An 18012-nucleotide genomic window follows, 5' to 3' on the forward strand; every position below is an offset into this window, starting at 1 on the left:
ACGTGGTGGGCCTGGCAGCGGTCGCGAAGCGACCGCCGGAAGTGACACGACCAGACCATTCAGCTCAGCCACCGGCCACGCACGCCGGCATTCCCCCCAGAAGACCGACATGCAAACATGAACCATGCCCAAGCTCCACATCACAGGCGACCCCAAGGCCGACCACCTCCTCTCCACCGACCCCCTAGCCCTCCTCATAGGCATGCTCCTAGACCAGCAGATCGCCATGGAGACGGCCTTCGAGGGCCCGAAGAAGATCACCGAGCGCCTAACCGCGGCCGGAAGCGGAAGCGGAAGCGGAACCGGCACCGGCACCGGCAGCACCTTCGACGCCAAGACCCTGGCCGCCTACGACCCGGAGGCCCTGGTCGAGCTCTTCCGCGAGACTCCCGCCGTGCACCGCTACCCCGGCAGCATGGCCGCCCGCGTGCAGTCGCTCTGTGCGGCCCTCGTCGACGACTGGAACGGCGACGCCTCGGAGCTCTGGACCCGCGACAGCCCCGATGGTCGCACCCTGCTCAAGCGCCTGGAGAGCCTGCCGGGCTTCGGCGCCCAGAAGGCGCGGATCTTCGTGGCCCTGCTCGGCAAGCAGTACGGCGTGACCCCGGATGGCTGGCGCGACGCGGCGGGCCCCTACGGCGAGGAGGGCTCCTACCGCTCCGTCGCCGACATCGTCGACGCCGATTCGCTCACACGCGTGCGGGAGACGAAGCGCGCCGCGAAGGCCGCCGCGAAGAGCGAGAAGCCGGCGAAGACCGGCGCGAAGAGCGCGAGCGCGAAGGGCGAGTAGGGCGCGCTGCCCGAGGCCCACGCGATCCGGCCCCGGCCTTCGTCACCCCGAACCACCGCAGCGAGACCCCGCAGAGCGGCCCCACGAGCAGCGCGAACGCCACGGTGCCGAGCCCCACGTTGCCGCCGAGCAGCCATCCGGCGAGCAGCACCGTGCCCTCCACGGCGGTGCGGCCGAGCCAGATGGGCCAGCCGAGCCGCGAGTGCAGCCCCGTCATGAGGCCGTCGCGTGGCCCGGGCCCCATCGCGGCCCCAATGTAGACGCCACTCGCCACCGCGAGCAGCAGCAGCCCGATCGCGAAGTAGCCGGCGGAGACGAGAACGGCCGCGACGCCCGTCGCACCGAACGCATCCGGTGCCGGGAACAGCAGCAGCCCCAGTTCGATGAACGGCCCCACGAGCAGCACGTTCATGAGCGTGCCGAGCCCCGGCCGCTGGCGGAGCGGGATCCAGAGGAGCAGCACGGCACCGCCGATGAGCACGGTCAGCAGCCCGATGCCGAGCCCGGTGACGTTCGCGATGCCCTGGGCGAAGACCATCCAGGGGCTCACTCCGATGGTGGCGTGCACCATGAGCGATTCGGCAAGACCGTAGAGCAGGAGGCCGGCCAGCAGGCGGGCGAAGCGAAGAGCGAAGGATCGGGACACAAGAGACATCCAATTCGAGAATTGGCCCGCTATCAAGAAGCCAATCCCGCTACAGTGGTTGCATGACAGACGTCCGCATCGGCACCCGAGGGCTCATCGCCCTGCTCGGCGACTGGCGGGGAGCGACCTCCGGCCCCTCCTACCTGGCCCTCTTCGACCGCATCCGGCTGCTCGTGCTCGACGGCCGCATCGCCACCGACACCCGGCTGCCGGCCGAGCGCGATCTCGCGCAGGCGCTCGGCGTGAGCCGCACGATGGTCTCGGCCGCCTACCGCGAGCTGCGCGGCGCGGGCTACACCGAGAGCGTGCGCGGATCCGGCAGCGTCACCCGGCTGCCCGGGCGGGCGCCGATCGCCGGCCAGGAGCCCTCCGGCGAGTACATCGACTTCTCGAAGGCCACCTCGGCGGCCTTCCCGGGCCTGCACGCGGCGACGCTGCGCGTGATGGGCGAGTTCGCCGGTGAGCTGGAGGGCACGGGCATCGATCCGTTCGGCTCGCGCGCACTGCGCCAGGCCGTGGCCGACCGCTACGCCGCGCGCGGCCTGCCGACGAGCGTCGACCAGGTGATGATCACGATCGGCGCCCAGCACGCCATCTTCCTGCTCGCGCGCACACTGCTGGCGCGGGGCGACCGGGCGGTGGTGGAGCTGCCGAGCTACCCGCACGCCTACGAGTCGCTGCGGGCGGCGGGCGCGAGGCTCGTGCCGGTGACCGTGACCGCCCAGGGATCGGAGTGGCACGAGGAGCCAGGATGGCGCGCACCGGCGGCGGGTTGGGACGCGGCGGGCCTGCAGCAGGCCTTCGCCCGCACGAGCCCCGCCCTCGCCTACCTCATGCCCGACTTCCACAACCCCACGGGCGAGTCGATGCCGGCGGGACTCCGCGCGGAGGTCATCCACCACGCGGCCCGGCAGGGCACCATCGTGGTCATCGACGAGACCACCGCCGAGCTCGACATCGACCGCCCCGAGCGCTATCTGCCGTTTGCGGCCTACGCCGATCCGGCGACCGCTAGCTCGGTGGCGCTCATCGGATCCGTGGGCAAGACCGTGTGGGCGGGGCTCCGGGTGGGGTGGGTGCGGGCCGATCCGGCCATCATCCGCAAGCTGGCCGCCAACCGCTTCTCGGGCGATCTCGGCACCCCGGTGCTCGAGCAGCTCATCGTCGCCGAGCTGCTGCGCGACTTCGAGCCGGTGCTGAGCCTCCGCACCGAGCAGCTGCGGGCCGGGCGCGACGAGGTGCTCGGCACCCTGGCCTCGGTGTTCCCCGAGTGGTCGGCGCACCGGATCGACGGCGGCCTCGCCACCTGGGTCAACCTCGGCGCGCCCGTGAGCTCCCAGCTGGCACTGGCGGCGCGATCGCACGGACTCCTCGTGACGGCCGGCCCGCGGTTCGGCATCGACGGGGCGTTCGAGCGGTTCCTGCGCATCCCCATCCAGCACGCGCCCGGCGACTTCGAGCGCGGCATCCGGGCACTCGAATCGGCCTGGCGCGGTGTCGCCGGCCGCCCGCTCATGGCACAGGGCGACCTCTTCGCCGACGTGGTCTGACCCGTCGGCGGCGAGGTCGCCCTGTGACCTGCGCTGCTCAGCGCACTGTGCTCAGCACTGTGCTCAGCGCTTGGCGGGCTTGCGGTTCTCCGCGCTGACCATCCAGGCGAACTGCTCGAGCTTCTCGATGATGCCGTGCAGGATGTCGGCGCTCGTCGGATCCTCGTCGTCGACCTGGTCGTGCACCTCGCGCATGGTTCCCACCACGGCTTCGAGGCGCTGGGTCACGAGGTCGACCGTCTCGGCGGTGTCGATCTCGCCGTTGGGGTACTCCGGCAGGGTCGTGGTGGCGGCCACGGTGTCGCTGCGGCCGTCGGGCACCGCGTGCAGCGCGCGCAGGCGCTCGGCGACGACGTCGCTGAACTCGCGGGCGGCCTCGATGATCTCGTCGAGCTGCAGGTGCAGGTCGCGGAAGTTCTTGCCGACCACGTTCCAGTGCGCCTGCTTGCCCTGCAGGTGCAGCTCGATCAGGTCGACGAGCACGCGCTGCATGCAGTCGGTCAGCTCCTTGGAGGCCTTGAAGCCGCGCTCGGCGTTCTGCCGGCGGGTGGGGCGGGCTCCGCCGTCGGAGGGAGCCTCGACGTGGCGTTCGATGGTGGCGGTCATGGTGTTCCTTTCTCGTGCAATCGATGGAGTCAGCGCTCTCGAGGTGAGGCGAGAGCGGGCGGATGGCGCCTAGAGCTCGACCGTCTTGTTCTCGCCGACGTCCGGCGTGCCGCCGCCGACCGCCGCGCGGGCGATCTTGAACAGGCGCACGGCCTTCGGGTCGTCGAGCGACCAGTACTCGGCCGAGTCGGCCTCGATCTTCAGGAGGGCGACGGAGGGGTCGTTGCGGCCGCCCTCGAACCAGGCCTCGACGCCCTTGTTCCAGAGCTCGTCGATCTTGGCGTCATCCGTGACCACGCTGGCGCGGCCGGCGATGGAGAGGTAGCCCTTCGACGACTCGAAGGCCGCGTTGACCTGGGGGTGCGCGGCCATCTCCTCGGTCTTGTCGCTCGGGTGCGGCGTGAAGAACCAGAGGTCGCCGTCGAACTCCGCCTCCTGCACCTGCAGCGGGCGGCTGTGCAGGTCTCCGCCCGCGGTGCGGCTCGTGACGAGCGCGATCTTCGATGACTCGATCAGCTTCGCGATGGTCTGGATGTCTTCGTCGTGAGTGCTCATGAGGCCGAACCTACGCTCGGCGAGCGGGATCGGCTAGGCCGGAGGCCGACCCTCACAGGTGCCCCAGACCCTCTCAGGGGAACTAGACCTTCGCGTCCTGCTTCGGGAACACGACCTTCTGCACGATGATGATCGCCGACGCGGCGATCGGGATGGCCACGAGCGCGCCGAGCACCGAGCCGAGCGTTCCACCGGCCACCGCGGCGATGACCACGATCGCACCGGGGACGGCCACCGCGCGGTTCATGATGCGCGGGCTCAGGAAGTAGGCCTCGAGCTGCATGTAGATCACGTAGTAGATTGCCGCCACGAGCGCGGTGAGCGGTGAGGCGAAGAGGCACACCAGGATGATGACGATCGAGCCGGAGAGCGTGCCGACCAGCGGGATCAGCGACGCCAGGAACGCGATGAACGCGAGCAGGGCGGGGGCCGGGGCGCCGATGATCGTGAGGAAGATGAGGCTCAGCACGCCGTTGATGGCCGCAAGTCCGATCTGCCCCACCACGTAGCGGCCCACGGCACCCGTCACGTCCTCGGTGAGGGAGGCGAAGGCGAGGCGCTTGTTGGCGGGCACGAAGCGGTAGGTGATCTTCTTCATGCTGCGGAGCGACGCGAGGAAGTACAGGGTCAGGATGAGCACGATCACGGCGCCCGTGGCCCCGCTCGCGATACCCGTGCCCACGGCGAGCAGCCCGCCGCCGAGGGCGAGCAGGTTGTCGGGGTCCTGGAAGAAGGCCGCGGCATCCTGCACGGCCTTGTCGATGTCGACGAAGTTGCCCACCACGCCCTGGAGGCCGGTCACGAAGTCGCTGTTGGTGACCTCGTCGACGATGTCGGAGAAGTTCTTCACGAGGTAGGAGGCCTGGTCGACCACGAGCGGGATGACCGCGAAGGCCAGCCCGACGAAGATGCCGATGACCGCGGCGAAGACGATCACGATGGCGAGCGGCCGCGGCATGCGGCGTTCGAGCCAGGAGACGAGCGGATCGAGTCCGAGCGCGAGGAAGAGCGCCACACCGACGTAGATGAGCACCGTGCTGAGCTGGGTGATGACCCCGCCGATGAGGATGGACAGGAGCACGCCGAGCCCGCCGACGAGTCCGATCCGGAACGCGTTGACCCGCACGGAGGGGATGCTGTTGCTGCCCGCGACGTCGAGGTCGCTCCCCGGCTCGAGCGCTGCGGCCGCGGGGTCGCTCTTCTTCTTCTTGCTGAACACGAAGACACCTCATCTCATCCGCTGGCAACACTAGACCGATGCATGCGTTAATGGACGCATGGGCAAGCTTCTCTACGGGTCGTCGGGGATCGAGATCGAATTCGACGACCGCACCCTCACGCATCTCCAGATCGTGATCGCCGCGAAGCTGCGCCGCAAGGAGAGCTTCTTCTTCTCCTGGAAGGACGACCCGGCCATCGGAGACGGTCGCTCGAGCATCTGGCTCGACGCCGCCATCCCGCTGTACTTCAAGTTCGCGGGGGGCCGGGTGCCCTCCATCAACCGCGAGTGGCTCGACGTGCTCACCGCGTCGTCGAACGGCAGCGGCGGCCTGCAGTTCACCGAGGAGCCCGGCACGGGCAACGCGAACCCGCACAACGGAGCGTCGGGCCCCGCGACCGTCCGCTAGCCGGCTCGGGCTAGACCGCCGCTTCGAGCGCGGCCATGGCCTCGTCGAGGCTGCGATAGGTGCCGAGATCCTTGCCGGATCGGCTCGTGAGCACGAAGCCGTGCACCCAGCGTTCGGTGATGATGCCCAAGGGGCGGGATTCGGCGTCGGTCGCCACCCAGAGGCCCTCGGGCCGACGGCGCCAGTGGAGCGCGCGCGTGAGTGTTTCAGTCATTGTTCTCCCTTGAACTCGACAGGTGAAGCATAACCCCGTCGTGCTGGGTGTTCGCCGCGCGAGGAGGGAGTCGCGCGATGAGATAGTTAAGTCACCTAGACGCTTCGCTCGGCCGACAGAGAGACTCCCCGTGCACTTCCTCGCCGTCATCAGCATGAAGAACCGCGCCCTCATCGCGCTCGTCACCGTGGTGGTCGCCGTCTTCGGCTCCCTCGCGCTCACGAACCTCAAGCAGGAGCTCATCCCCTCGATCGAGTTCCCGCAGCTGGCCATCCTCACGCCCTACCCCGGGGCGAGCCCCGAGGTGGTCAACGACGAGGTGTCGACACCGATCGAGACCGCCATCCAGGGGGTGGAGGGGATCGAGACGACGAGCGCCACGAGCGCCACCAACCTCTCGATCATCTCGGCCACCTTCACCTACGGCACCGATCTCGCCACGGCGGAGCAGAAGATCACCCAGGCGATCAACCGCATCGCCTCGACCCTCCCCGAGGATCTCGACACCCAGGTGCTGAGCGGCAGCGTGAACGACCTGCCCGTCATCTCGATCGCGGTCTCGGGGGAGGACACGAAGACCCTCGCCCAGCAGCTCGAGACCTCGGCGGTGCCCGACCTCGAGGAGATCGACGGTGTGCGCGCCGCCCAGGTGCTCGGCCAGGTCGGTCAGCGCGTCACCATCACGCCCTCGAACGAGTCGCTCGCCGCGGTGGCCCTCGCGCCCTCGGCGATCGGCGACGCCGTGGAGAACAACGGGCTCCTCGTCCCGGCCGGCACGCTCACCGAGAACGGGCAGAGCTACGCCGTGCAGGCCGGCTCGAAGCTCGGCTCGGTCGAGGACATCCAGGGCCTGCCCCTGCCCGCGGTCAACCCCGACGGCACGGTCGTGACCATCGGCCAGGTGGCCACCGTGGAGCTCGTCGACGACCCGGTGACCTCCATCTCAAGGGTGAACGGGGAGGACGCCCTCACGATCTCGGTCACCAAGGTGCCCGCCGCCAACACCGTCGAGGTCTCGCAGGCCGTGCGCGACCTGCTGCCCCAGCTCGAGGCCGCTCTGCCCGGTGCCACCTTCACCATCGTGTTCGACCAGGCGCCGTTCATCCAGCAGTCGATCGAGGCGCTCGCCACCGAGGGGCTGCTCGGCCTCTTCTTCGCCATCGTGGTGGTCTTCCTCTTCCTGCTGTCGATTCGGTCGACGCTCGTGACCGCGATCTCCATCCCCACCTCGGTGCTCATCACGTTCCTCGGGCTGCAGGCGGCGAACTACACGCTCAACATCATCACGCTCGGTGCGCTCACGATCGCGATCGGCCGTGTGGTCGACGACTCCATCGTGGTGATCGAGAACATCAAGCGGCATCTCGCCTCCCTCGCGGGGCAGCAGCTCACGCCGAAGGAGTCCGCCACCGCTCGCGCCACGGTCATCGTGGAGGCCGTGCGCGAGGTGGGCGGCGCCATCACGGCCTCGACCCTCACCACGGTGGCGGTGTTCCTGCCGCTCGCCTTCGTGAGCGACATGACCGGCGAGCTGTTCCGTCCGTTCGCGCTCACCGTGACCATCGCGCTGCTCGCATCGCTCCTGGTGGCGCTCACGATCGTCCCGGTGCTCGCCTACTGGTTCGTGCGCCCGCCCAAGCGCAAGGTCGTGCACGCCCACGCCGCGGTTCCCGAGCTGCACCACGACGGGCAGGCCGAGACCGCGCCGGAGGCGCAGCACGACGACGCACCCACGCGCCGTGCGCGCAACCACCGGGTCGAGCCGACGGTCGACGACGAGCCGCCCACCGCCCTCCAGCGCCGCTACCTCCCGATCATCGCGTGGACCCTCAAGCACTCCGTCGCGACGATCCTGATCGCGGTGGTCGTGCTCCTCGGAACCCTGCCGCTCACCCTGCTGATGAAGACCAACTTCCTCGGCGACAGCGGCCAGAACACCTTCACGGTCACGCAGACCGTTCCCGTGGGCTCGAGCCTCGACGCCCAGGCCGCGGCCTCGAACGAGGTGGAGGCCGCGCTCGACGGCATCGAGGGCATCGAGACCGTGCAGCTCACCATCGGCTCGAGCGGCAGCTCGCTGCGCGACGCCTTCTCGGGCGGCGGGGACAGCGCCATCACCTACAACATCACGACCGACGAGGACGTCGACCAGGAGGCCCTCCAGGCCACCGTGCGCAGCGACCTCGAGGCGATCCCGGATGTCGGCGACCTCCAGATCTCGTCCTCCGCCGGCTTCGGCGGCTCGAGCGACATCGCGGTCGACGTCTCGGCCACGAACCAGGCCGACCTCGCCACGGCGGCCTCGGCCGTGCTCGACGCGATGCAGGGTCTGGATGCCGTGGCCCAGGCCACGAGCAGCCTCAGCGAGTCGCGCCCCTACGTGCAGGTGGCCGTCGACCGCGCCGCCGCCGCGGCCGCTGGGCTCAGCGAGGTGGCCGTCGGCGGCCTCGTCTCCCAGGCCATGCAGCCCACCACCGCGGGCTCGATCGTGATCGACGACACCAACTACACGATCTACATCGCCGCCTCCGACCCGCCCACCACGCAGGAGGCGCTCGCCGCGCTGGCGATCCCCAGCGCAGCCGGCCCCGTGCGGCTCGACTCGTTGGCGACGGTCGGCGTGGTCGACGGCCCCGCGAGCATCACGACCGTCCGCGGCATCCGCACCGCCACGGTGTCGGTCACGCCCGACAGCGACGACCTCGGCACCGCGAGTGCCGAGGTGCAGACGGCCCTCCAGGACGTCGAGCTGCCGGCCGGTGCCACCGCCGAGGTGGGCGGCGTCGTCACCGACCAGTCGGATGCCTTCGGTCAGCTCGGGCTCGCGGTGCTCGTGGCCATCCTGATCGTCTACGTCGTGATGGTGGCCACCTTCAAGAGCCTCATGCAGCCCGTGCTGCTGCTCGTCTCGATCCCGTTCGCCGCCACCGGCGCCATCGGCCTGCAGGTGATCTCCGGCATCCCGCTCGGCGTGCCCTCGATCATCGGCGCGCTCATGCTCGTGGGAATCGTGGTGACGAACGCGATCGTGCTCGTCGACCTCGTGAACCAGTACCGGGCGAGGGGACTGCCCGTGCGGGAGGCCCTCGTCGAGGGCGCCAGCCGCAGGCTCCGGCCCATCCTGATGACGGCGCTCGCGACCATCTTCGCCCTGCTGCCGATGGCCATCGGGCTCACCGGGCACGGCGGATTCATCTCGCAGCCGCTCGCCATCATCGTGATCGGCGGACTCGTGTCGTCGACGCTGCTGACCCTGATCGTGCTCCCGGTGATCTACAACCTCTACGAGGGCGGGCTCGAGCGGCGTCGCAACCGGCGGGAGGAGCGGGCGCTGGCCACTCGTTGAGTCGACCGGTGCGATAAGATCGCACAGTGATCGACATAAGTGAGCCCTCGAAGGTTCCCAACGCGTCCAGTTCGAGCGATCTCTTCCAGATCATGCGCGACGGCCAGGCCCGCACCCGCTCCGAACTGGCAGCGATCACGGGCCTCGCCCGCTCGACCGTGGCACTCAGGATCGACGCGCTCATGAAGCTCGGGCTGCTGCGCCCGGTCAACGACGCCATCTCGACGGGCGGCCGGCCGTCGACGCAGTTCGCGCTCAACGTCACCGGCCACTCGGTGCTCGGCGTCGATGTCGGCGCCTCGCACGTGCGGGTGGCGCTGACGGATCTCGCCGGGACCGTCATCGACGAGCGCTCCGAGCTCATCGACATCGCCCGCGGTCCCGTGGTGGTGCTCGAGCACGTCATGACGATGGGCTCGGAGCTCCTGGCCCAGTCGGGTGAGGCGGCAGACGGCACGAATGCGGGCGGCGCCGGCGGCCCTGCTGCCCTCATCGCCGTCGGCGTGGGCCTCCCCGGCCCCGTCGAGCACGCCTCGGGCCGCCCGATCAACCCGCCGATCATGCCCGGCTGGGACCGCTACGACGTGGGCGGCGCCCTCGGCCGCCACTTCGGTGTGCCCGTGCTCGTCGACAACGACGTGAACATCATGGCGCTCGGCGAGCGGGAGCTCGCCTGGAGCGGTGTCGACGACCTCATGTTCGTGAAGGTCGCGACCGGCATCGGCGCGGGCGTCATCTCGGGCGGCGTGCTGCAGCGCGGGGCCCAGGGCACCGCCGGCGACCTCGGTCACGTCTACGTCTCGCGCGGCGCCGACGTGTTCTGCCGCTGCGGCAACCGCGGCTGCCTCGAGGCGCTCGCCTCCGGTGCCGCCATCTCGCGGGCCCTCGGCATCGAGACCACCTCGAGCGGAGACATCGTGGCGCTCGTGCGCCAGGGCGACATCGAGGCCATCCAGGCGGTCCGCCAGGCCGGCCGCGACCTCGGCGAGGTGCTCACCACGTGCGTGAGCCTCATGAACCCGTCGACCATCGTCATCGGCGGGGCGCTGGCGGCGGCGGGGGAGTTCCTCATCGCCGGTGTCCGCGAGGCCATCTACACGCGCGCCACGCCGTTCGCCACCCAGCACCTCGACATCACGCAGTCCCGGATAGGCGCGAACGCGGCCATCGCGGGAGCGAGCGTCATGGCCATCCAGTTCGCCCTCTCACCGGAGCGCGTCGACGCGATGGTGGCGGCGCTCCCCGACTGAGCTCCCCCTCCCACGAGTGGGCACTTCGTGCCCGAAAACCACCACTTTCGCGCCGAAAGCGCCCACTCGTGGGAAGGAGGCGTGAGCTCAGCGGGTGCTGAAGGCGGCGTCGAAGGCGGCGGTGGGGGCGTCGAATGCGAGGTTTCGGACGAAGGCGAGGGCTTCGGGGGCGCCGATGAGGCGGTCCATGCCGGCGTCTTCCCATTCGACGGAGATGGGTCCGGTGTAGCCGATGGCGTTGAGGGCGCGGAAGGATTTCTCCCAGGGGACGTCGCCGTGTCCGGTGGAGACGAAGTCCCAGCCGCGGCGGAGGTCGGCCCAGGCGAGGTGGGAGCCGAGGCGGCCGTTCCTGCCGTTGCCGGTGTTCATCTTCACGTCTTTGCAGTCGACGTGGTAGATGCGGTCGGCGTGTTCGAGGATGAAGTCGACGGGGTCGAGTTCTTGCCAGACGAAGTGGGAGGGGTCCCAGTTCAGGCCGAATGCTGTGCGGTGGCCGATGGCGTCGAGGGTGCGTTGGGTGGTCCAGTAGTCGTAGGCGATCTCGGAGGGGTGCACTTCGTGGGCGAAGCGCACGCCGACCTCGTCGAAGACGTCGAGGATGGGGTTCCACCGGTCGGCGAAGTCCTGGTAGCCGGCGTCGATGAGGTGCTGGGAGACGGGTGGGAACATGGCGACGTATTTCCAGATCGCGGATCCGGTGAAGCCGATGACGGTGTCGACGCCGAGGGCTCGGGCGAGGCGGGCGGTGTTCTTCATCTCTTCGGCGGCGCGTTGGCGGACGCCTTCGGGGTCGCCGTCTCCCCAGACGTGGTCGGAGAGGATGTCGCGGTGTCGGGCGTCGATGGGGTCGTCGCAGACGGCTTGGCCTTTGAGGTGGTTGGAGATGGCGTAGACCTTGAGGCCGTATTTCTCCAGCAGGGCGAGTTTTCCTTCGGCGTAGCCGGGTTCGTTCCAGCGCCAGGGGTCGAGGTGGTCGCCCCAGCAGGCGAGCTCGAGGCCGTCGTAGCCCCACCCGGAGGCCAACTTCGCGACCTCCTCCAGAGGCAGATCGGCCCACTGACCGGTGAACAGGGTGATGGGGCGGCTCATGAGATCTCCTTCCACGCGCTGCCCGCATCCGAGCTGCGCTGCACGGCATCGAGGGCCCGCTGCACCTGCAGGCCGTCGTCGAACGAGGGTACCGGCTGCTCGCCCGCCGCGATGGCCGTGACGAGGTCGCGCACCTGGTGCGAGAACCCGTGCTCGTAGCCGAGGGCATGGCCGGCGGGCCACCAGACATCGAGGTAGGGGTGCCCGGGCTCGGTCACGATGATCTTCGTGAAGCCCTGGGTGAGCGGATCGGCTGTCGCGTCGAACAGCTGCAGCGAGTTGAGGTCCTCGAGGTCGAAGGAGAGGGCACCGAGGCTGCCGGAGACCTCGAAGCGCAGCGCGTTCTTGCGGCCCGTGCTGAAGCGGCTGGCCTCGAAGGCGCCGAGCACGCCGTCGTCGAAGCGGCCGGTGAAGAGGGCGCGGTCGTCGACCGTCACCGTCTGCTTCTCCTCCCCGGCGGTGCCGGAGAGGCCCTGGGCCTCCGCGAGCACGGGGCGCTCGGAGACGAGGGTCTCGAGGGTCCCGCTGACCGACACGAGGGAGCGGCCGGTGATGAACTGGGCCAGGTCGATGGCGTGGGCGCCGATGTCGCCGAGGGCGCCGGATCCGGCCTGCTCTTTGTCGAGGCGCCAGGTGAAGGGCGCGTTCTCGTCGGCGAGCCAGTCCTGCAGGTAGCTGACGCTCAGCTGGCGCACGGTACCGATGCGGCCGGCGGCGATGAGGTCGCGGGCCAGGGCCGCGGCGGGCACCCGGCGGTAGGTGAAGCCGACCATGGCGTAGACCCCGGAGGCGGCGGCGCGGCGCGCGGCTTCGGCCATCTGCTCGGCCTCGGCGACGGTGTTGGCGAGGGGCTTCTCGCAGAGCACGTGCTTGCCGGCCTCGAGGGCGGCGATGGCGATCTCGGCGTGCGAGAACCCGGGGGTGACGATGTCGATGAGGTCGATGTCGTCGCGAGCGATGACCTCGCGCCAGTCGGCGGAGGACTCCTCCCAGCCCCACTTCGCGGCGGCGTCGGCGGCCCGGTCGGCGTCACGGCCCACCACGACGGTCATCTCGGGCTGCAGCGGCAGATCGAAGAAGCGTCCGGCGACCCGCCAGGCTTGCGAGTGGGCGGCGCCCATGAAGCCGTTGCCGACCATGGCGACGCGGAGACCGGGGGAGGTTCGAGTCACGTTCTCTTGCTTTCTCTACGCGCGCGAAGCGGCGCGCGGGGGTGGCGGATGGTGAAGCGGGGCCGTCCTTGCGGCCGGCCCCGCTTCGATTCCAGGAATCGGGTCTTTACGACTCGAAGGCGCTGGGGAGGTAGGCGTCGACGTTCTCCTTGGTGACGACGGGGGCGAAGAGCTGGATCTTGCGGGGGATGGAGTTCTCGACGAGTTCTTCCATGCCTTCGTTCTGCACGATGAGGCGGGCGAGGCTGATGCCGTCGGCTGCCTGGGTGGAGGGGTAGATGACGGTGGCCTTCAGCACGGTGTCGTCGGCCTGGATGGCGCGCATGACGTTCGCAGATCCCGCGCCGCCGACCATGAAGAACTCGTCGCGTCCGGCGGCGTCGATGGCGGCGAGGACGCCGACGCCCTGGTCGTCGTCGTGGTTCCAGATCGCGTCGATCTTGGGTGCTGCCGACAGCAGCTGGGAGGCTGCTGCTTCGCCGCCCTGGACGGTGAAGTCGGCGGCGACCCGGTTGGAGACCTCGAGGCCGCAGTCATCGAGGGCGTCTTCGAAGCCCTTGCTGCGGTCCTGGGTGAGGGGGAGGGAGTCGATGCCGGCGATCTCGGCGACGACGGCGTCGTCTTGTCCTTCGAGTTGTTCGCAGATGTAGGTTCCGGCCGAGACGCCCATGCCGTAGTTGTCGCCGAGGATGGTGGTGCGGGCGGCGAAGGTGCTGGAGAACTCGCGGTCGACGTTGATCACGGGGATCCCGGCTTCCATGGCCTGGATCGCGACGTCGGTGAGGGCTGCGCCGTCGGTGGGGAGGAGGACGATGGCGTCGACGCCGTCGTTGATGAAGGTCTCGACCTGACTGATCTGGAGGTTGGCGTCGTTGGTGCCCTCGGCGACGATGAGTTCGACGTCGTCGAATTTCTCGGCCTCGGCGATGGCGGCGGTGTTGATCGCGCCGAGCCAGCCGTGGTCGGCTGCGGGGCCGGAGAACCCGATCCGGACGGTGCCGCCGGTGGTGCCGCCGGTGGTCTCTTCGCCGGCGCTGGTCTCGGCCGGGGCCGAGGAGTTCTCGGGGGTCGTGCTCCCGGCCGTACAACCGGTGATGAGGGCCAGCGTGGCCACCGTCGCGCCGGACGCGAGGGCCAGCCGTGGCCAGAGCTTGTGTGAAGTGCGCATCTTTTCCTCCTGGACTGTGTGCTGCGGGTGTGTCCGAACGGATCCGGAACAGCACCTCTTTGGTGCAGCAGTCCTGCGGTCCACTCTGACGATCGAAACTGTAACAGAAGTTCCCCGGCTGCGTCTCAACTTATTTATGTTGATCGACATAAGACCTGGGTGATCGGATCTGTTATGTTGATCTTGTGATCAAAGTCGACCATTCAACGTCATTACTCGAGGTGCGGGGCCTGACGAAGTCCTTCTCGGGCACCCGGGCTCTCGCGGGAGTGGACCTCACCGTCGTTCCCGGCGAGGTGCACTGCGTGCTCGGGCAGAACGGCGCGGGCAAGTCCACGCTCATCAAGACGCTCTCCGGCATCAACCAGCCCGACGAGGGCGAGATCCTCTGGCAGGGGGAGCCGGTCGCGATCTCCGATCCCGTCACCGCGATTCGGATCGGCATCGCCACGATGTACCAGGAGCTCGACGTGGTCGACGGCCTGAGCGTGGCGGAGAACATCTTCCTCGGCCACGAGCACGACCGCGCCGGGGTCACCGACCGGAGGCGCACCGCCCGCGAGGCCGCCGAGATCATGGCGCGGCTCGGCCACCCGCAGATCGGGCCCGGCCGCGAGGTCGGCACCCTCTCGGCCGCCAACAAGCAGATCGTGAGCATGGGTCGCGCGCTCTCGCACGACGCCAAGCTCATCATCATGGACGAGCCCTCCGCCGTGCTCGACTCCGAGGAGGTCAAGAACCTCTTCCGGGTGGTGCGCGAGCTCACCAAGGCCGGCATCGCCGTGATCTACATCTCGCACCGGCTCGAGGAGATCCGCGAGATCGGCGACCGGATCACGGTCATCAAGGACGGCCGGACCATGGCCACGAACCTCCCCGTCTCCGAGACGCCCACCAAGCAGCTGATCGAGCTGATGACCGGGCGCACCGTCGACAACGTCTTCCCGCCGCGGGTGCCCGTGGCCGACGATGCTCCCGTGCTGCTCTCGGTGGAGGGCCTTGCGCTCTCCGGTGTCTTCGAAGGAGTCGACTTCCAGGTGCGCGCGGGCGAGATCGTGGGCCTTGCGGGGCTCGTCGGATCCGGTCGCTCCGAGATCGTCGAGACCGTCTACGGTGCCCGGAAGTCCAGTGCCGGCCGGGTGCTCGTGGAGGGCAAGGCGCTGACGCCGGGCTCCGTGCGGTCCGGGGTGCACGCGGGCATGGGCCTCTCCCCCGAGGAGCGCAAGAGCCAGGGCCTCATCCTCGACGAGCCGGTCTACCGCAACGTCACGCTCGCGAGCTTCGCGAGGTGGGCGAAGGGCGGCGTGCTCAACGAGCGCGCCGAAAGGCAGGAGGCCCGGGCGCAGCTCGAGGCCCTCGAGCTCAGGCCCGCCGACCCCGACCGTGCGGCCCGCACCCTCTCCGGCGGCAATCAGCAGAAGATCCTGCTCGCCCGCTGGCTCGTGCACGGCACGCGCATCCTGCTGCTCGATGAGCCCACTCGCGGCGTCGACGTCGGCGCCCGCGCCGAGATCTACGCCCTCATCCGCGCCCTGGCCGCCCAGGGCACCGCCATCGTCGTCATCTCGAGCGAGATCGAAGAGGTCCTCGGCCTCTCCGACCGCGTGCTCGTGATCGCCGACGGCCGCATCATCCACGAAAGCGCCGCCTCGGCCATCGAAGAGCACGACGTGCTCGACCTCGTCATGAAGGGAAGTGCCGCGTGAGCACTCAGACCGTAAGCCCCCACGCCGGCGACAAGCGCTCGGTGCTCAACCGCGCACTCGGCGGATCGGCGGGCCGCAGCCTCGGGCTCGTGATCGCGCTCCTCGCCCTCTTCGTGGTGGGCACGATCACGGCGGGTGACCGGTTCGCGAGTGTGGACAACATCCTCACCATCATCCGGTTCGCCTCCATCATCGGCGTCATCAGCATCGGCATGACCTTCGTGATCACCGCCGGCGGCATCGACCTCTCCGTCGGCTCCGTCCTCGGCCTCGCCTCCGTCGTCGCCACCCTCTCCTGGGTGCAGCAGTTCGCGACCTCCACCAACTGGATCGTCATGGTCATCGTCGCCATCGCCGTCGGCGGACTCGCAGGCCTGATCAACGGGATTGTCATCGCCTACGGCAACGTCGTGGCCTTCATCGCCACCCTCGCCATGCTCGTCGCCGCCCGAGGACTAGCCGAAGTCCTCGCCAACCGCACCACCCAGATCGTCATCGAACCCGGCTTCCTCTCCGCCATGCGCGGCGAACTCATCGGCGTCCCCATCCTCGTCTGGATCTTCGTCGTCGTCGTCGCCGCAGGCTGGTTCATCCTCAACCGCACCACCTTCGGCCGCCGCACCGTCGCCATCGGCGGCAACCTCGAAGCCGCACGCCTCGCCGGCATCAAAGTCAAGCGCCACCTCATGTACGTCTACATCCTCTCCGGCCTCACCGCCGGAATCGCCGCCGTCATGATGCTCGCCCGCACCACCGCCGGAACCTCCACCCACGGCACCCTCTACGAACTCGACGCCATCGCCGCCGTCGTCGTCGGCGGAACCCTCCTCATCGGCGGACGAGGAACCATCATGGGCACCGTCCTCGGCGTCATGATCTTCTCCACCCTCACCAACGTCTTCACCCAGAACAACCTCTCCACCTCCGTCCAGAACATCGCCAAGGGCGTCATCATCGTCGCCGCCGTCATGCTCCAGCAGCGCTTCGCCAACCGCAGCAAGAAATAGCGGCCGCGCCCGGCTCATCCGTCACTTCGTCCCGCTCCGGCGAGCACAGTGCGGCACGAACTGACGGGTGAGCGCCGGGGCCGGGCATGATGGAGCATGGCTGAATTCGAGGGACGTGCCGCGATCGTGACCGGCGCCGGATCCGGGATCGGGGCGGCGACCGCCCGCAAGCTCGCGGCGGGCGGCGCCCAGGTGGTCGTCGCCGACATCCGCGCGGAGGCCGCCGAGGCGGTGGCCGCGGAGATCACCGCGCAGGGCGGGACCGCCATCGGTGTGGCCTCCGACATCGCGGAGCTCGCCCAGGCCGAGGCGCTCGTGCAGCGCGCGCTCGACGAGTTCGGGCGGCTCGACCTCGCGGTGAACAACGCCGGCATCACGGGTGAGTACGCCTCGATCGTCGACAGCGATCCGGATGCCTGGCGCCGGGTGATCGAGGTCAACCTCCTCGGCACCTACTACGCGCTCCGCAGCCAGCTGCCGCCCATGATCGCGCAGGGCTCGGGGGCCATCGTGAACATCGGCTCGATCACCTCGGTGAACGGGCAGGCCATGACCTCGGGCTACAACTCGAGCAAGCACGGGATCGCCGGGCTCACCAAGACCGCGGCGCTCGAGGTGGCCGAGTCGGGGGTGCGGGTGAACGCCGTGGCCCCCGGCTACGTGCGCACGCCGCTGCTCGACCATCTCGACGAGGAGGCGTGGGGGCCGATCGCGGCGTCGCATCCGCTCGGCCGGGTGGCGGCGCCCGAGGAGATCGCGGATGTCGTGGTGTTCCTGCTGTCGGACGGCGCGTCGTTCGTGACGGGCAGCATCCAGCTCGCCGACGGCGGCTTCAGCGCGCGCTAGCGCCGCGGCCGCGCTGGCCGGTGCTAGACCGCGAGCGAGAGAAGCAGCAGCACCACCGCGAGCAGCGGGAACGTGCCCTGCACGGCGGCCGAGCGCAGGCGCGAGCGGCCGGTGCTGAGCAGCACGGCGGCGGCCGCGAGCATCGATCCGGTGCTGAGCAGGGCCAGCGCGTAGCCGGCCTCCCGCGCCTCGGTGAACAGCAGCACCAGGCCCACGAGGGCACCGACGGCGAGGAAGAGGTTGTAGAAGCCCTGGTTGTAGGCCAGCGGGGCCGTGGTGTCGGCATCCGCCTGGTCGCGGATGCCGAAGATCTTCCAGGTGGCGGGCTGGCGCCACCGGATGCTCTCGAGCACGAAGATGTAGACGTGCACGAGGGCGGCGAGGGCCGTGAAGACGGCGGCGGCGATCAGCATGAGGTCAGCCTAGGGTGGGGAGGTCC

The 18012-nt window shown here is 69.5% G+C and carries 17 protein-coding genes; 8 read left to right on the plus strand and 9 right to left on the minus strand.

Annotated elements, in window-relative coordinates; all coding sequences use genetic code 11:
• The first annotated feature begins 124 nt into the window (after positions 1-124).
• The gene (locus tag Q0D57_RS00315; protein ID WP_291036497.1) at positions 125-790 is read left to right on the plus strand and encodes an HhH-GPD-type base excision DNA repair protein; all 666 of its coding nucleotides are present in this window, start codon (positions 125-127) and stop codon (positions 788-790) included.
• Here Q0D57_RS00315 and Q0D57_RS00320 read toward each other — a convergent pair.
• Positions 690-1436 (minus strand): hypothetical protein, encoded by a 747-nt coding sequence (locus Q0D57_RS00320; protein ID WP_291036499.1) that lies wholly within the window; start codon positions 1434-1436, stop codon positions 690-692. The genes Q0D57_RS00315 and Q0D57_RS00320 overlap by 101 nt on opposite strands.
• A 62-nt stretch (positions 1437-1498) precedes the next feature.
• Here Q0D57_RS00320 and Q0D57_RS00325 point away from each other — a divergent pair, with 62 nt between their 5' ends.
• Positions 1499-2986, plus strand: coding sequence for a PLP-dependent aminotransferase family protein (locus Q0D57_RS00325; protein ID WP_291036501.1), 1488 nt, complete (start codon positions 1499-1501; stop codon positions 2984-2986).
• A 63-nt stretch (positions 2987-3049) separates the two neighbouring features.
• On the opposite strand, the gene Q0D57_RS00330 is transcribed toward Q0D57_RS00325, so the two are convergent.
• The 3 genes from Q0D57_RS00330 to Q0D57_RS00340 form a co-directional block, all read right to left on the minus strand.
• A complete protein-coding gene (locus Q0D57_RS00330) occupies positions 3050-3592 on the minus strand; it encodes a DNA starvation/stationary phase protection protein (protein WP_291036503.1) in 543 nt (180 codons plus the stop codon).
• Positions 3593-3661: 69 nt separating this feature from the next.
• Complete coding sequence (locus Q0D57_RS00335) at positions 3662-4147, minus strand: pyridoxamine 5'-phosphate oxidase family protein (protein WP_291036505.1); 486 nt, start codon at positions 4145-4147, stop codon at positions 3662-3664.
• 82 nt (positions 4148-4229) lie between these two features.
• Entirely contained in the window at positions 4230-5366 is a 1137-nt protein-coding gene (locus Q0D57_RS00340) for an AI-2E family transporter (protein ID WP_291036508.1), read from the minus strand.
• A 58-nt stretch (positions 5367-5424) separates the two neighbouring features.
• On the opposite strand from Q0D57_RS00340, the gene Q0D57_RS00345 reads away from it, so the two are divergent.
• Complete coding sequence (locus tag Q0D57_RS00345) at positions 5425-5775, plus strand: ATP-dependent DNA ligase (RefSeq protein WP_291036510.1); 351 nt, start codon at positions 5425-5427, stop codon at positions 5773-5775.
• A 10-nt stretch (positions 5776-5785) separates the two neighbouring features.
• Here the strand turns inward: Q0D57_RS00345 and Q0D57_RS00350 are convergent, their stop codons facing one another.
• The gene (locus Q0D57_RS00350) at positions 5786-5989 is read right to left on the minus strand and encodes a hypothetical protein (RefSeq protein WP_291036512.1); all 204 of its coding nucleotides are present in this window, start codon (positions 5987-5989) and stop codon (positions 5786-5788) included.
• 130 nt (positions 5990-6119) lie between these two features.
• Between Q0D57_RS00350 and Q0D57_RS00355 the strand changes: the two genes are divergently transcribed.
• Both Q0D57_RS00355 and Q0D57_RS00360 read left to right on the plus strand, forming a co-directional pair.
• Complete coding sequence (locus Q0D57_RS00355) at positions 6120-9335, plus strand: efflux RND transporter permease subunit (RefSeq protein ID WP_291036514.1); 3216 nt, start codon at positions 6120-6122, stop codon at positions 9333-9335.
• Between the two features lie 92 nt (positions 9336-9427).
• On the plus strand, positions 9428-10585 hold the full coding sequence (locus Q0D57_RS00360; RefSeq protein ID WP_291036553.1) for an ROK family protein: 1158 nt from the start codon (positions 9428-9430) through the stop codon (positions 10583-10585).
• Between the two features lie 87 nt (positions 10586-10672).
• Here the strand turns inward: Q0D57_RS00360 and Q0D57_RS00365 are convergent, their stop codons facing one another.
• The 3 genes from Q0D57_RS00365 to Q0D57_RS00375 form a co-directional block, all read right to left on the minus strand.
• Positions 10673-11674 carry a sugar phosphate isomerase/epimerase family protein gene (locus tag Q0D57_RS00365; RefSeq protein WP_291036516.1) on the minus strand — a complete coding sequence of 334 codons (1002 nt, stop codon included), beginning with the start codon at positions 11672-11674 and terminating at the stop codon, positions 10673-10675.
• Positions 11671-12813 (minus strand): Gfo/Idh/MocA family oxidoreductase, encoded by a 1143-nt coding sequence (locus Q0D57_RS00370; protein ID WP_291036556.1) that lies wholly within the window; start codon positions 12811-12813, stop codon positions 11671-11673. Before Q0D57_RS00370 ends, Q0D57_RS00365 begins: the two co-directional genes overlap by 4 nt.
• A gap of 139 nt (positions 12814-12952) precedes the next feature.
• The gene (locus Q0D57_RS00375; protein ID WP_291036518.1) at positions 12953-14014 is read right to left on the minus strand and encodes a substrate-binding domain-containing protein; all 1062 of its coding nucleotides are present in this window, start codon (positions 14012-14014) and stop codon (positions 12953-12955) included.
• Between the two features lie 230 nt (positions 14015-14244).
• Between Q0D57_RS00375 and Q0D57_RS00380 the strand changes: the two genes are divergently transcribed.
• The 3 genes from Q0D57_RS00380 to Q0D57_RS00390 all read left to right on the plus strand — a co-directional run bounded on the left by Q0D57_RS00380 (position 14245) and on the right by Q0D57_RS00390 (position 17573).
• On the plus strand, positions 14245-15720 hold the full coding sequence (locus Q0D57_RS00380; protein ID WP_291036558.1) for a sugar ABC transporter ATP-binding protein: 1476 nt from the start codon (positions 14245-14247) through the stop codon (positions 15718-15720).
• A 41-nt stretch (positions 15721-15761) separates the two neighbouring features.
• The gene (locus tag Q0D57_RS00385) at positions 15762-16727 is read left to right on the plus strand and encodes an ABC transporter permease (RefSeq protein WP_291036561.1); all 966 of its coding nucleotides are present in this window, start codon (positions 15762-15764) and stop codon (positions 16725-16727) included.
• Positions 16728-16823: 96 nt separating this feature from the next.
• Positions 16824-17573 (plus strand): SDR family NAD(P)-dependent oxidoreductase, encoded by a 750-nt coding sequence (locus tag Q0D57_RS00390; RefSeq protein WP_291036520.1) that lies wholly within the window; start codon positions 16824-16826, stop codon positions 17571-17573.
• A gap of 23 nt (positions 17574-17596) precedes the next feature.
• Here Q0D57_RS00390 and Q0D57_RS00395 read toward each other — a convergent pair whose 3' ends face one another.
• Complete coding sequence (locus Q0D57_RS00395; protein WP_291036523.1) at positions 17597-17986, minus strand: DUF1304 domain-containing protein; 390 nt, start codon at positions 17984-17986, stop codon at positions 17597-17599.
• Between the last annotated feature and the right edge of the window lie 26 nt (positions 17987-18012).

The sequence above is a fragment of the Herbiconiux sp. genome (assembly GCF_023264895.1).
GTDB lineage: Bacteria > Actinomycetota > Actinomycetes > Actinomycetales > Microbacteriaceae > Herbiconiux.